This window comes from Brotonthovivens ammoniilytica (genome assembly GCF_025566885.1).
GTDB classification, from domain to species: Bacteria; Bacillota; Clostridia; order Lachnospirales; family Lachnospiraceae; genus Brotonthovivens; species Brotonthovivens ammoniilytica.
In genome coordinates this window covers 618,219-631,517 of sequence record NZ_JAOQJQ010000002.1, presented here as the reverse complement: position 1 = coordinate 631,517, position 13,299 = coordinate 618,219, and the positions used below count along the sequence as shown (strand labels likewise).

The following is a 13,299-nucleotide window of genomic DNA, read 5'->3' as shown; positions in this document are numbered from 1 at the left end:
TTTTTACTGTTCTTCTGATTTCATAATATCTAACACATCAACACCTAGCGCTTTGGCAATGCGGCCCATTGTGGCCGTGCGTACATTTTTACCAACAATCACATTGTTAACTGTTGGCCTTGGCATTTCTGCAGTTTTATGCAAATCGTCTGCATTCATACAGGCTCTTGCCATTGCAAGTTCAAGCTTACGTCTGTCTGCTTTCATTTCTTCACCTCGCTTTTATAGATTGTTTTCAATCTGTATTTTGAATGTATCAGATTATTTTCAATCTGTCAATAATATTTTTAGATTGTTTTCAATCTATACTTTTCTGTTTTATTATGTTATTCTATTTTTGATAGAAACGAGGTGATTATCAAAATGTCATATACAGGGGATATGATACGAAAATACAGGAAAGAAAAAGGATTGACCCAAAAAAAGCTAGGGGAACTGTGCGGCATTGCCGATTCAAACATTAGAAAATACGAATCAGGAGCACAAAACCCTAAATTAGAAACGCTAGATAAAATAGCTAATGCGTTTAATATAGATGTTTGGGCTTTATACGAAAATTACGGACTGCCAGATCCACTAGAATCTAGTCAAAACACCAGTGCCTTTCTGAATTATCTTGAAAAATTAGGATATGAATTTATTGACGGTTCCTTTTATGATGCTGATGCCGAAGAAGTTGGATTGCTCCATATAAAAAGTGACAATGCAGATATTCCTCTCACTCGAAATGATTTTGACAATTTGGAAAAAGCCATCAAAGACAATATAGAACTTGAAATATACCGATTGCGAAGGGAAAAACACATTTAAAGAGAATATCCCCATTACTCCACGCCCCGCCCGGCAGAGTATAAGGAGGATATTAAAATGCCATCATATTATGATGAAAAAACAAAGTCCTGGTACGTAAAACTGTACTACACAGACTACACGGGAACCAGAAAGCAGAAAATGAAACGGGGCTTTAAACTTCAGAGGGAAGCAAAGGAATGGGAACGCCAGTTTCTAGAACGGCAGCAGGGCACGCCAGATATTACCTTTCAGGTGTTGTATGACCTGTATATAGAGGATATGAGCCACAGGCTCAGGCAAAACAGCATTGACGGAAAAAAGAACGTATTTAAAAACCGGATACTGCCTTATTTTAAAGATAAAAAGGTGAATGCTATTACTCCCATGGATATCAGAAAATGGCAAAATGAACAGATCAGTCTTGGGTACTCTGATGCTTATCTTGACCGGATCCAGAACATGATGACAACTATTATGAATTACGCAGTTTCTTATTACGGTTTACATACAAATCCCTGTAATAAGGCCGGACATATGGGGAAGCGCACCCGGTCATTAAAATTCTGGACAAGGGAGCAATATCTTAGTGTTCTGACCGAAATAACGGATATAAGCGCAAGAATGGCGCTGCAGCTGCTTTTTTACTCCGGTATGCGCTTTGGGGAACTTCTAGCCCTTACTTTTCAGGACTTGGACTTTGAGCATTGCACTATATCTATAACCAAGTCTTTGCAAAGAAAAGCCACTGGAGACCTAATCACGCCGCCTAAAACTGATAACGGCAATCGTACGATCACAATTCCAAGCCTTATTATGCAAGAGCTTAAGCAGTACACTGATAAAATTTATGGTATACAGCCAGAGCAGCATATATTTACTTTTACCAAAAGTTTAGTCAGGGGAAATATGAAACGCGGCTCAGAGGCCGCCGGTGTTCCTTTCATCCGGATCCATGACCTCAGACACCCTTATGTCAAGTCCACGACAAAAAAATATTTATTTTTTCTTGTCCCCACGTTCCAGCTTTCTTGATAGGAATTTTGCCGCCTCCCGTTTCTGTTCGGCGGCAAAAAACGCATGAAGTCGCTCCTTTTCTTCCGGCAGCATACACCCAAAAGTTGTGCCGCCTTTTCTGTAATAAAACGCAATCCGCATAACCAATTCCTTTCCTCAGTCGTGAGTTGTAAAGCTGTCCCTTATCTTAAAGGCAATATCTACCCGTTTATCAGGATAAACATAAATCTTATCAATCAGAAGATCAACTAATTCCGAAGTCAGCCCATCGCTTTCCGTCAGCATCCGGGAAATATCCATCTGCTGGCGCTGGTGCTGCCGTTCTTCCTGTTCGGCTTCAAGACGGGCCATGACAACCGCTTTGGTATTCTGTACTTCCAACAGTTTTTCACTGATCTGCTCTTTTTGATCCTTGTATTCCAAGAGCGGAATCCTGCCGGAAACAAGAGCTTCATACAGTTTCCGCTTTTCTTCCTGCAGTTCAAAAATCTGCCGGTCAAAGTCAGCTTGACGTATAGCAACGGTATCTACCTTACGGAGATCCGCTAAGCTGTCAATACCGAAGGCTACCTGAAACTGTTTGCATAGCAATTCATATACAAGCTGATTCAGTTCTTTTTCCCGGATATGAATGTTATAGCAGTCAAGTAAAGGAATCGTGCTGGAAAAGCGGCACCGGTAAGATGTCCCATTTGCCAGGTGCAAGGCATGTTTACAGCATCCGCAGATAACCTTCCCACGCAGGAGATAGTCGTGTTTTTTCCTATTTGGAATCTTAAAACGCTGAATAGAGGCATTGGCTTTTGAAAAGATTTCCTCATTCACCAGCGGTATATGATGGTCCGGTATTTTGATCCAGTCGCTTTCCGCTTTGCTCCGCATCTTGTGGCCGCCGATTTCTGTAACCTCTCTTTTGCCAATCACATAAGTGCCCATATATCGTTCGTCAGCAAGAATCCGAAGCACAGTAGAATTGCACCACATTCCGTGAGTTCTTGAAACATCGTGTGTCTTAATCCCTTTTCGGGCCTTATGCTCTCCGGGTGTGGGAATCTGCTGACGGGAAAGTTCCCGCGCAATATCGGTTGCGTTCATGCCATTTACGGCATATTCAAAAATTTTCTGTACTACTTCGGAAGTCTCCGGGTCCGGCACCATCCGTCCGTTTTCCCCTTTGCGATAACCGTAAGGGCAAATTTTACTTTGGTATTCGCCCCGCTGGAACTTCAGGTATTTGGCCGTTTTGGTCTTTACCGACATATCACGGCTATAATACTCGCTGATTAAATACTTGAAGGCGACTTCCATACCGCCGGTATCGCCTTTCAGCTTTTTGGTATCAAAATCATCATTGACAGAGATAAAGCGGGTATGGAACAGCGGAAATACCCGCTCGATAAAATAGCCTGTTTCCAAACTGTTGCGGCCAAAGCGGGAAAAATCCTTTACCATGATACAGTCAATCCGATTAGCCCGTACCAGGTCAAGCAATTCCTGCACCGCAGGGCGCTCGAAGTTTGCCCCGCTGTACCCGTTATCTACAAATTCCGTAAGTTCCGCATTAGCATATTCCGGCAGTTCAGAGGCATATTCCCGAAGGATGTTTCTCTGGCTGGAAATACTCATACTGTCTGTTTTGGCGTCCTCCAAAGAGAGACGGATGTAAAGAGCAATCCTGTACTTCTTCATTCTGCCTCCGCCTCCTTAAACGCCTCAAATTCTGCGCGGAACGTGAATTTTACATCTACCTGTTTATCCGGGTAGACTGTGATCCGCTCAATCAACCGCCCAATGAGGGCGGCGGTCAGGACGCCTCCACTCAAAAGTTCCTGTTCGTCTTTTTCCAGATCTTTGCACTTTTCAGCCTGCTTCTGGCGGACATCAGCCTGCTTTTCGTAAAAAGCAAGCTCCTTTTGCGCTGCCTGTATCTGCTTTTCATAGGTCGCTTTCAGGTCGAAGTATTCTTCACTGTCAATCGCACCGTTCATCAGATTTTCATAAAGAGTCTGCAAAAGCTCACGGCTTTGGTTAAACTGCAGCTTTGCCCGGTTGATTTTCTCACGGGAAGCAGCTTCTTTTTCGTGCTTTTGCATGTTGTCTTTCAGAAGCAGCGCGTAATCCCCCAGGACGGCGGCAAGTTCCCTTTTAAGAATATCCAGTATCGTTGCGATCAGCTCGGTTTCGCTGATGGAAACGCCAGTGCATTTATCTTTATGTACCCTGGTAGGTGTCAGGCAGTGGAAGCGATATGAACCATTGCATTGTTGGCGCTGGCGGTGCAGGCTTCTCCCGCAGTCTCCACAGAAGATACGCCCCTTGAAAATATTGGGCGTGTATGGGATAACGGGGTGCTTCTTGCTTTCCTCGGCCACTTCTGCCCGGTACTTCTGAACGGCATCGAAAATCTCTTTGGAAACGATAGGCTCATGGGTTCCAGTAACGACAATCAGGTTTTCCTCGCCTGCGGGCACCTGCCGGTGAAGGACCGTTTTTGTTCGCCCTTGCACCATGTCGCCGGTATATTTATCCTCCTTCAAAATCTTGGCAACTGTCCAGGTCTGCCAGTAGCCGCGCCCTGCTAACGCCTGATGGGTGATCTCCCCGGTTTGCATCTTATACTTTCCGGGAGAAGGGTAGTTTCCTTCATTGAGCAGAAGCACAATCCGGTTGAGGGGGACTTTTTCATAAGCCCACTGGAAAATCTGGCGTACCACAGGAGCCGCCACCGGATCAATAATCAATTTGTGGCAGTCATCAGGGTCTTTCATATATCCAAATGGCGCCCTGCCACCCACATACTTGCCCTCTTTCATATCCTGACGGGCCTGGGCCTTTATCTTACGTCCTATGTCCAGAGCATAGGCTTCGTTAATCATATTTTTCAGCGGAAGGATAATACCGCCGTGGAGATTATCAGGATTTTCAGAATCAAATTGATCCGTAACGCTGATGAACCGGACATTATGGGAAGGGAAATACCGCTCAATGTAATATCCCGTGTCAATGGCATTGCGTCCCAGGCGTGAAAGGTCTTTGACAATCACACAGCCCACTTTGCCGGATTCAATATCCGAAAGCATCCGTTGGAAGCCGTCACGGTTGAAATTCGTTCCTGTTGCTCCATTGTCGATATAAATGTCATAAAGACGCAGTTCAGGTTTTCCCAATAGGAATTTTTCGAGAACCAGCTTTTGCGTTTCGATAGAATTTCCACGTTTATTGTTATCCTCCACAGACAGCCGGATATACAGCGCCGTGCTGATAAACGGGGAAGCAGGCATGGCAGCCTGCGCCATAGTATGTTTCCTGCTCTTTCTCGCCATTTCAGACCACCATCCTTTCCTGTACCGGCGTAATCAGGGCGAGGGCTTTTTCATATTCGTCCTGATAATTAAATTGAATCTGCAATTCGTCTTTTCCAAGCACTGTAATCACCTGCACAAGCTGGATCACCGCCTTGCGGTCCAGTTCTTCCAGATCGGAAAAACGCCTGAAATTCTCAATCCAACGATTCCGCTCACTCCGGTTTTCCATTACATCGGTCCGTTTTTCCTTAAGGGCGGCAACCGCCTGTTCCAGTTGGGTGATACGGGCGCTGTAACTGCTTTTGTTATAAAGGAACTCCGCCTTGTCCAGAAAGCCGTTTACCATGCTCTCATACAGCTTCATCTTATATTGACGGATCTGCTCCAACTGCTGCTCGTTCTGGGCGATCTGCCGCGAATACTCTTTGATAAGTTCACGGTTGATACGGCTCTGGTCTATGCCGGATAAGATTTCATCCAAAGAGACTACATTGGCAATAAACCCTTTCAGGCTGTCCCGCACGCACTCCATCAGCTCATGTTCCTTTACCATGACCGGATGGGCGCAGCCGTTCTTCTTTCCGGTGGGACAATAGTAATAGTGATATTCTTTGTCTTTGTAGCGGTTCGTTTTGCGTACCATCCGGCTGCCGCAGCAACCGCAGACCAGTATGCCGGAAAACAGATAGACTTTATCTTTTTGGGGAGATGTACGGGTGTCCAGGTTGCGAATCCTTTGCACCAGGTCAAAATCATTCCGATCAATAATGGCTTCGTGAGCATTTTCCACGCGAACCCACTCGGAGGAAGGGCGGCTCTCCATTTCTTTCAGTTTGAAGTGCTGGGAACCCTTTCGGCCCTGGACCAGCGTACCGGTATAGGTTTCATCCTGCAAGATCCGGGTGACAGTATTTGCCGACCACCGGCAATCCTTCCGGTCTGTATAGCCTTTCTTGGCATGGGGAAGGCCATAATACTTTTTATATGCCAAAGGAGAGAGCGTACCCAGCCGGTTCAGCTCATTCGCGATGGCGTAGGGGCTGAATCCTTCCAGGCGCATCCTGAAAATGCTCCGCACCACCTGGGCAGCATATTCGTCTACTACAAGAAGATTATGGTTATCTTCGGATTTACGATAGCCGTAAACCGGGAAAGCTCCAACGAAATCCCCATTCTTACGCTTAGTTTCCAGGGAACTTCTCGTCTTAATGGAAATATCCCGTGCATAGGCTTCATTCATAATGTTCTTTACTGATACAGTCAGGTCATCGCCTGCGCTCTCATTGAGAGTATCGATATTGTCATTGATGGCAATAAACCTCACGCCATAGGCCGGAAAGACACGGCGCATATAGCGGCCAGTCTCAATATACTCACGGCCAAGACGGGAAAGGTCTTTGACGATGACACAGTTGATCTTTCCCTCCATGATGTCATCCATCATTTCTTTAAAAGCCGGACGGTCAAAGATAACCCCGCTGTACCCATCGTCTACCTTTTCGGAAACCAGCTCGATTTCCGGGTGACGGCTCACGAAATCTTCGATCAGCTTTCGTTGATTGCCGACACTGTTGCTTTCATTTGATTTGTCATCCGTATAAGATAAGCGGATATATTTGGCAGCTTTATAAACCTGCATAGAAAAACACTCCTTTCATCACGGAAAAATCCCCGCAATTCAAGGAGTGCAGTCTGCGTATCGGTATTCAATTCCTTTTCCATGTTTATTATAACGCTCCATGCGGGAAAAATCAGCCCCCAAAATAAAAAATATCAATAATTTTCAGCGTAGGATTCCGCGGAGGCATTCTTCCAGGGTAGCGCCTCCCTGGGAAAAACTTGCCCTGACAACAAATCCACCGCATTTGAAATGATACGGGTCCCGGATCTGCCGGACAAACTCGGCAATCCTTTCTTCCCGCGGCAGGTCCTTATTGACAGATACATCCCGGATGTCGGCAAGTCTGTCTGCTTCCGGGGTATGTATGACCGTATAGGCCGGTGTTTGAGTCATAACAACAGCTCCTTTCTTTTCATACTGGATCATCAAAATCACATGAATAAGGCCGGACACACGAAAAGAGCGGCCCGGCCTCATGGTATCTGATTTCGATTTTATAAGAATCCATGCCGCTGCTCGAAAATCAAAACAACGGCATGGATGTTTTCTTGGTAACTTGCCGTATTTGCCACGCCCCCCGGCAGGCCCTTTTCCGGGCCGGGGATGCCACAGGCTGCGGCCAGCTTTACCGCATCATAGCCCTGCTTGTGCCGTCGCTTCGCCAGAGCTAACGAACACAGAAGGGACTCCCCCCAAGTCTTTGACGGGTCGTGAGAAAGTATCATTATACCCTGTATCAGTCATCGCGTCTGGCCTGCCACAGCCAGATCAATGGATAGCGTAGATCGCTCGGACGGCTGGGCTTCATCACCTCCTTAAAGCCGCCTGTCATCGCGCCGCTCCATTTGCCGCTCGGAATACAGGGAAAGTACCTATGGCACCGTATATGCAGTTTTCAAGGTCCAGATGAAGGATTGGGAGCTTGTCTGCATATACAGGTGGGTGTGGCACCGTTGAAGGTTCTCACTCACCGAAATGGCATTGTCCCAAAAAATTGTCCTTCTATAAGTCGTGACATTTTCGGGGGTACATTTATAGGGGGTTTAGAAATTTTCTTCTAAAATTTTTTCCAGACGCCGAAGTCCGCGCCGAATACTTTCATGGACAGCATGGAGAGAAACACCTTCCATCTTGGCAATATCCATCAGGGTAATGCCGAGAATATAGTGAGCGTACACACGCTGGCGTTGTTTCTCTGGCAATGAAGAAATCGCCTGGTACAGCCGTTCTTCCTCCAGGTGCCTTTCTACGATCTCCTGCAGCGTTGGGGTAAAAAGAACAGCTTCGCGTTCAATATCATCCCCATAATCAAGAGAAAGGAATGCCTTATGCCGGTATGTACGGCGGCGATATGCCACTTCTTTCCGCTGATATTCTACCAGCACATCCACAACCTCATCGGGCAGGCTGATAAACAGATCCGTTTTATATATTTCCGGGTAAAATTCCCGCAGATTGATTTCTTTCATGGTAATCCTCCAATTTCGATTTTTGAGTGGGTAATGGGCAAATCGAAATCAGAGGGGCGGTGATCTACACCGTACAGGTCCGGCGGCAGGCTTGTCCTGCGCCTTATTTGTAAAAAAGAGCGCCCACCGTACAGCGGTAAGCTGCGCCTGTCGTATTCCGTCACCATCTGACGGAGCAGAATGGAAAATGCAAAATCCTGTCGAATGGAAAAACCCCGCAATCCATCGCAGGATTACGGGGTTTGAATCTCTTTTATATGACCGGCTATGTCGAGGCCGGTATTCTGACCTCGGCAGCATTTTCCATGCCCTCCTTTATTGAAGGAGAGCAGAGTTACCTATTATGTCCACCTCCCTCATTTTGGGGCATTATATAGGGATAAATGCTATAATTCTTCCAGAAGCGTCATGGTTTTACTGAATTTAATCAACAATACATGACAAAATCAGGCATTATCCACACAGCAGAAAAAACGAAAATTTAAGGGTGCGGCAGAAATACCGCACCCTTTCTATACTTCAAATTTATAACCTACACCATAGACGCTTTTCACATATTCCGGCAAATCAGGGGCAACCCGGAGTTTCTTTCGCAGGTTGCTTATATGGTTGTTGATCGCTTTCCGGGAATAGTAGGAATAATCCTCATGCCATACCAGATCCAGGAGCATTTCATAAGTGAATACCCGCTTTGGGTTCAGTATGAGCAAAGCGAAGATTTCAAATTCCTTGACCGTCAGCGGAATTACCTGGCTCCGCACGGTAACAAGGTGCTGCTCCAAGCAGAAATACAAATCACCTTCCCGGATTTCCGTCAATGGCTGATCTGCCTGCGGAGGGATAAAATACTGGCCTCGAAGAAGTGTTAAGTATGGGACATCAGCCGGAATATTGCCAGCCTCATAATCACGAACAAACTGAGCCAGCTCCTTCTTTTGGCAGGGAGAAAGCAGAGTAAATAGCTTTTCACCAATCTGCCTGCCGGAATCTTTTAAATCCAGTACGGCTAATTTCCCATGTTATCACCACCTCCTTAGTCCTCTAAAGCATCTTTCAGTTTTTGAAAAGATTCTTCGCTGATAGCATGTTCCAATCGGCAAGCGTCTCTTTCCGCTGTTTTTGGATCTACACCAGCAGCGATCAATCGTTTGGTAAAAAAACGATGGCGTTCATAAATCTTTTCTGCCACTTCCTTACCCTTAGTCGTTAAAGAAATCGACTTATTATCCTCACGCACTAAGAATCCGCTTTCGCATAGTCTTGTAACCATATTTGTAATAGTCGGCTTTGAACGCTCTAAAAAGGTTGCAAGATCAACGCAGCGAACATCACCTTTCTGACGATCAAGAATCAGAACTGCTTCTAAATAATCTTCACCCGTAGCCCGAAGTTCTTCGGCATAAGATTCGGAAGGTGAAACCGCCTCCTGAGTTTTGTGTTTTTCCCATGCCATCTTTGCGATCATTGAAATCAATAGAGTGCGTCACCTCCTTTTCAGTAGATTCGTGATTATCATTTACCGCGCTGTAACGCAACCAAGTGAGCATATAGCCCGTTCTTTTTCATAAGCTCCTGTGGTGTACCCATTTCGCTTACCTTTCCATCATCCAAAACCACGATTTTATCCGCATTAGCAACTGTCCTCATACGGTGAGCAATCACCATAACGGTCTTATCTTTCAGCAAGACAGAAAGAGCATCCTGTACCAATGTTTCACTCTCAGCATCCATAGAGGCTGTAGCCTCGTCCAAAAGGATTACCGGCGCATTTTTTAGCAATGCTCTCGCAATGGAAATCCGTTGCCGTTCTCCACCGGAAAGGGCGCTGCCATTTTCGCCAATATTCGTCTGATACCCCTGTGGCAGCCGAGAAATAAATTCTTCGCACTGTGCAGCCCTTGCCGCCGCTTTTACTTCTTCGTCAGTTGCACCGCTTCGTCCAAGGCGAATATTCTCCATGACAGTTTCATCAAAGAGAAGTACATCTTGGAAAACAATAGCAAAGTTTTTGAATAATGTTTCCGGTTCTACGCTCTTTACATCGACACCACCTAAAGTGATTTGGCCGGAATCTGCATCCCAGAACCGTGCTGCCAATTTTGAAGCAGTAGATTTGCCGCTTCCCGACGGACCTACTAAGGCGGTGACTTCACCTTGTTTTGCTGTGAAGGAAACGCCTTTCAACACCGGTTCCTCATTATAAGAGAAATGGACATTCTTAAATTCAATGTCAAATCCTTTGTTATTGCAAACATTACTTCCTGTCTGTTCCGGTGTTGCGTCAATCTGTTTCATTCTCTTTACGCTTACCAGTGAAGAAAAGACCTCGGCCATCAACATAAAGCAGCTTGTGAAGGGGTCATAAATTCTGCCAGCAAAAATAAGGTATAAGATAAACATGGGAATCGTGAGGGAGCCAGCCGCCACAAGATAGCCACCTACCAGCAGTACCGCAACAAGGCCAAAGCGCAGAATAAATTGTGCTGTTGTAGTCGCTGCGCCAGGCGCGATCTCATTTCGGAAAGAGCATTTCACCACATAGTCCAGCTTTTTTTCCAGACCGGCCAGATATTCTTCTTCTCTGGAGCAAGATTTCAATTCCTGAATCGTATCAAGATATTCCTGTACTCCATCATAGGCTGCACGTTTAGCGTCCATATTAGCACTTTCTGCCTTAGCCTGTGCCTTTCGTGCTGCAAAGACCACCAGTGCTGCTACGGGAACAGGAATCACAATACAAAGCCCTAACCGCCAATCCATTACAAGCAGACCTATCGCCGTAATGATAAACATGAAAATGGTTCCAAAAAGTTGCGGAAGGGCATTAGAAAACACACGCTCCAGCGCCGTACAATCACCCATGATAGTTGTGGTCAGATCGGAAAGATTTTTCTGCCCGAAGAAGGACAACGGAAGTCTGCGAAGTTTTTCAGCAAGAACAATTCGGCGGTTCGCACTTTCCTCATAAGCCACGGTATAGGTTTTGTTATATTGAAGCCATTGGGTACAAAATACAATAATAAACAAAACCACCGTCATAATGCAAAAAACAGGAATATATTCTGAAATTCCAGATGATTCGCCCGATATTACATTCAGCAGTTCCCAGATTACCATGATTAAAAGGCTGGACGGGATAATTAGGCAAATATTGCTGAGAGTCGTTGCGGCAATCCCTTTATTTAAGTCTTTTGAGCCTTGGTCGCTCAAAGCAAACAGACGCTTTAGCATACTTTCACCTCATTTCCAATATGCCACTGTGTTGTCTTGGTATAGTTCTCCCACATACGGGCATATTCACCATTTTTCTTTACCAATTCGTTATGCCTGCCGCTTTCAACAAGCTCTCCCTGCCGCATGACCAAAATCTGATCGGCATCCTGCACCGTTGAAAGCCGGTGAGCAATCATAATAACTGTTTTTCCCTTTGTAAGCCCCTCAAATGCCTGCTGTATCTGCTGCTCGTTTTCGGGGTCAGCATAGGCTGTAGCCTCGTCAAGTACGATAATAGGTGCATCTTTCAAAATAGCTCTTGCAATCGCAATACGTTGGGTTTCACCCCCCGATAAGTACACACCTTTGCTGCCGACTACTGTATCGATTCCTTTAGGGAATTTAGCCAATATATCATCACATTGAGCCAAATGTGCTGCCCGCATGACTTCTTCTCTTGTTGCACTTGGGCGTCCAGCCCGAATGTTCTCAAATAGACTATCCTTGAACAGTTTTGGGTCCTGGAATACAAAGGCGACCATCTTCATTAAATCTGGATGGGCAATGCTGCGAATGTCTACACCGCCAATTTTAATGCTGCCGGCCTGTGCGTCATAAAATCGGGGAATCAAGCTGGCAGTGGTACTCTTACCGGAGCCGGAATGTCCCACAAGGGCGGTTGTTGTACCGGCTTTTGCACAAAAACTAAGATGAGAAACTGCCGGCTGCTCTGCGCCTTCATAGGTAAAGGTTACTCCTTCAAAAGAAATATCATAGCTTGCAGGGCGTTTCGGTTGTGCAGTTTCTTCCTGCGGTTCTGCGTTCAAAATCATATCAATACGCCGCATGGATTCTTCAGCCTGCATTTTGTAACTCGTCATATAGAGAATCTTGTTCAGCATTACCGCACAGGCCGGTGAAAAAATCACATAAAACAGAAAACTTTGTGTGAACCCAACAAGGTCAGAAGATACCAACCCTATAATCAGTGCAGTAGGAACCAATACAAGGAAGCTGGAATTGATAACGGAATTAAAGGCAACCATACCCTTTTTACAAGACATCGTGTAAGCTAAAGCAAATTTTCGATAGGACTTGATTGCCTCATTAAATTTTGTTATGGACTGCACCGTTTGCCCAAACACCTTCAAGACGGAAATTCCACGGATGTATTCTACCGCCTCGTGATTCATCGTTTCCAACGAGTCCTGATAGGTCTGCATCAGTTTCATGCCTTCCTTGCCCATCAGAGATTTTTGCAGGAAAAAGCCGATTCCAAAAAGCAGAAGTAGTGGTACACCAATGCGCCAGTCAAACAGAAGCATTAAAATCAGGCTTACTACCATAGTTACTTGTGCGCCAACCAAGTCTGGAAGTTGATGGGCTATAAAAGTTTCTGTTTGAAAACTATTTTCGTCAATGATTTTCCGCAGTTTGCCGCTGGGATTGGTATCAAAATATCCCATAGGCATTTTCGCCAGATGTTTCAGCGCAGCCATTTTTAGATTCTTTTCGGTATGAAACGCCGTCACATGAGAGCATAGCAAAGCACAGAAATATAATGCCAGACCGATCAGCTCCAAAACTAAGGCAATCATTCCCCAGCGAACTAAACTTTGCGTGTCCAAAGCACTGCCGGTAAAGACATTTACCAATTCACGTGCTGCAAAATAGACGCAGAGGAATGGTCCTAAAATAAAGATGGCACTAACACCGGATAAAATACGGGATATATTCAATAAACTGCGTTTTTCTCCTGTAAATTCGAGAAGCCGCTTTATCCCGCCGTTCTTTTGTTTCATCGAAACAAAGCCTCCTTTCAAATTGGTTAGCAATAACTAACCTTTTCTTTCATTATAATTGGTGGAAAATATACATTCAACGA

13 protein-coding genes are annotated in these 13,299 nt (G+C 45.4%); 2 read left to right on the top strand and 11 right to left on the bottom strand.

Translation table 11 applies throughout. The features are described 5' to 3' along the window. Positions 1-3 precede the first annotated feature (3 nt). A complete protein-coding gene (locus OCV88_RS07430; RefSeq protein WP_158424868.1) occupies positions 4-207 on the bottom strand; it encodes a helix-turn-helix domain-containing protein in 204 nt (67 codons plus the stop codon). Between the two features lie 156 nt (positions 208-363). On the opposite strand from OCV88_RS07430, the gene OCV88_RS07425 reads away from it, so the two are divergent. After that, entirely contained in the window at positions 364-810 is a 447-nt protein-coding gene (locus OCV88_RS07425) for a helix-turn-helix domain-containing protein (RefSeq protein ID WP_262590930.1), read from the top strand. Between the two features lie 57 nt (positions 811-867). Next, entirely contained in the window at positions 868-1,824 is a 957-nt protein-coding gene (locus OCV88_RS07420; protein ID WP_158424867.1) for a tyrosine-type recombinase/integrase, read from the top strand. On the opposite strand, the gene OCV88_RS07415 is transcribed toward OCV88_RS07420, so the two are convergent. From OCV88_RS07415 to OCV88_RS07370, 10 genes are all read right to left on the bottom strand, one after another. Next, positions 1,789-1,947 (bottom strand): hypothetical protein, encoded by a 159-nt coding sequence (locus OCV88_RS07415; RefSeq protein ID WP_262590928.1) that lies wholly within the window; start codon positions 1,945-1,947, stop codon positions 1,789-1,791. The genes OCV88_RS07420 and OCV88_RS07415 overlap by 36 nt on opposite strands. Before the next feature lie 15 nt (positions 1,948-1,962). Then, positions 1,963-3,495: a recombinase family protein gene (locus OCV88_RS07410; protein ID WP_158424866.1), complete on the bottom strand. Its 1,533-nt coding sequence runs from the start codon at positions 3,493-3,495 to the stop codon at positions 1,963-1,965. Continuing rightward, the gene (locus tag OCV88_RS07405; RefSeq protein WP_158424865.1) at positions 3,492-5,129 is read right to left on the bottom strand and encodes a recombinase family protein; all 1,638 of its coding nucleotides are present in this window, start codon (positions 5,127-5,129) and stop codon (positions 3,492-3,494) included. Before OCV88_RS07405 ends, OCV88_RS07410 begins: the two co-directional genes overlap by 4 nt. Before the next feature lies 1 nt (position 5,130). Next, positions 5,131-6,750 carry a recombinase family protein gene (locus OCV88_RS07400; RefSeq protein WP_158424864.1) on the bottom strand — a complete coding sequence of 540 codons (1,620 nt, stop codon included), beginning with the start codon at positions 6,748-6,750 and terminating at the stop codon, positions 5,131-5,133. Between the two features lie 144 nt (positions 6,751-6,894). Then, positions 6,895-7,125 (bottom strand): DUF6870 family protein, encoded by a 231-nt coding sequence (locus tag OCV88_RS07395; protein ID WP_087180054.1) that lies wholly within the window; start codon positions 7,123-7,125, stop codon positions 6,895-6,897. Positions 7,126-7,775: 650 nt separating this feature from the next. Then, positions 7,776-8,201, bottom strand: coding sequence for an RNA polymerase sigma factor (locus OCV88_RS07390; protein ID WP_067536939.1), 426 nt, complete (start codon positions 8,199-8,201; stop codon positions 7,776-7,778). A gap of 512 nt (positions 8,202-8,713) precedes the next feature. Further along, positions 8,714-9,019, bottom strand: a complete 306-nt coding sequence (locus OCV88_RS16020; RefSeq protein ID WP_301858578.1) for a winged helix-turn-helix domain-containing protein — start codon at positions 9,017-9,019, stop codon at positions 8,714-8,716. Between the two features lie 215 nt (positions 9,020-9,234). Beyond that, the gene (locus OCV88_RS07380) at positions 9,235-9,666 is read right to left on the bottom strand and encodes a metal-dependent transcriptional regulator (protein WP_436796612.1); all 432 of its coding nucleotides are present in this window, start codon (positions 9,664-9,666) and stop codon (positions 9,235-9,237) included. Positions 9,667-9,713: 47 nt separating this feature from the next. Next, positions 9,714-11,432 carry an ABC transporter ATP-binding protein gene (locus tag OCV88_RS07375; protein ID WP_158424861.1) on the bottom strand — a complete coding sequence of 573 codons (1,719 nt, stop codon included), beginning with the start codon at positions 11,430-11,432 and terminating at the stop codon, positions 9,714-9,716. After that, positions 11,426-13,216 (bottom strand): ABC transporter ATP-binding protein, encoded by a 1,791-nt coding sequence (locus OCV88_RS07370; RefSeq protein ID WP_158424860.1) that lies wholly within the window; start codon positions 13,214-13,216, stop codon positions 11,426-11,428. Before OCV88_RS07370 ends, OCV88_RS07375 begins: the two co-directional genes overlap by 7 nt. Positions 13,217-13,299 lie beyond the last annotated feature (83 nt).

Excerpts from the sequence above, each read along its gene's own strand:
- OCV88_RS07380 (WP_436796612.1), bottom strand. The coding sequence starts at position 9,666 with ATGATCGCAAAGATGGCATGGGAAAAACACAAAACTCAGGAGGCGGTT.
- OCV88_RS07405 (WP_158424865.1), bottom strand. The coding sequence starts at position 5,129 with ATGGCGAGAAAGAGCAGGAAACATACTATGGCGCAGGCTGCCATGCCT.
- OCV88_RS07420 (WP_158424867.1), top strand. The coding sequence starts at position 868 with ATGCCATCATATTATGATGAAAAAACAAAGTCCTGGTACGTAAAACTG.
- OCV88_RS07400 (WP_158424864.1), bottom strand. The coding sequence starts at position 6,750 with ATGCAGGTTTATAAAGCTGCCAAATATATCCGCTTATCTTATACGGAT.
- OCV88_RS07430 (WP_158424868.1), bottom strand. The coding sequence starts at position 207 with ATGAAAGCAGACAGACGTAAGCTTGAACTTGCAATGGCAAGAGCCTGT.
- OCV88_RS07390 (WP_067536939.1), bottom strand. The coding sequence starts at position 8,201 with ATGAAAGAAATCAATCTGCGGGAATTTTACCCGGAAATATATAAAACG.
- OCV88_RS07425 (WP_262590930.1), top strand. The coding sequence starts at position 364 with ATGTCATATACAGGGGATATGATACGAAAATACAGGAAAGAAAAAGGA.
- OCV88_RS07415 (WP_262590928.1), bottom strand. The coding sequence starts at position 1,947 with ATGCGGATTGCGTTTTATTACAGAAAAGGCGGCACAACTTTTGGGTGT.
- OCV88_RS07410 (WP_158424866.1), bottom strand. The coding sequence starts at position 3,495 with ATGAAGAAGTACAGGATTGCTCTTTACATCCGTCTCTCTTTGGAGGAC.
- OCV88_RS07370 (WP_158424860.1), bottom strand. The coding sequence starts at position 13,216 with ATGAAACAAAAGAACGGCGGGATAAAGCGGCTTCTCGAATTTACAGGA.
- OCV88_RS07375 (WP_158424861.1), bottom strand. The coding sequence starts at position 11,432 with ATGCTAAAGCGTCTGTTTGCTTTGAGCGACCAAGGCTCAAAAGACTTA.
- OCV88_RS07395 (WP_087180054.1), bottom strand. The coding sequence starts at position 7,125 with ATGACTCAAACACCGGCCTATACGGTCATACATACCCCGGAAGCAGAC.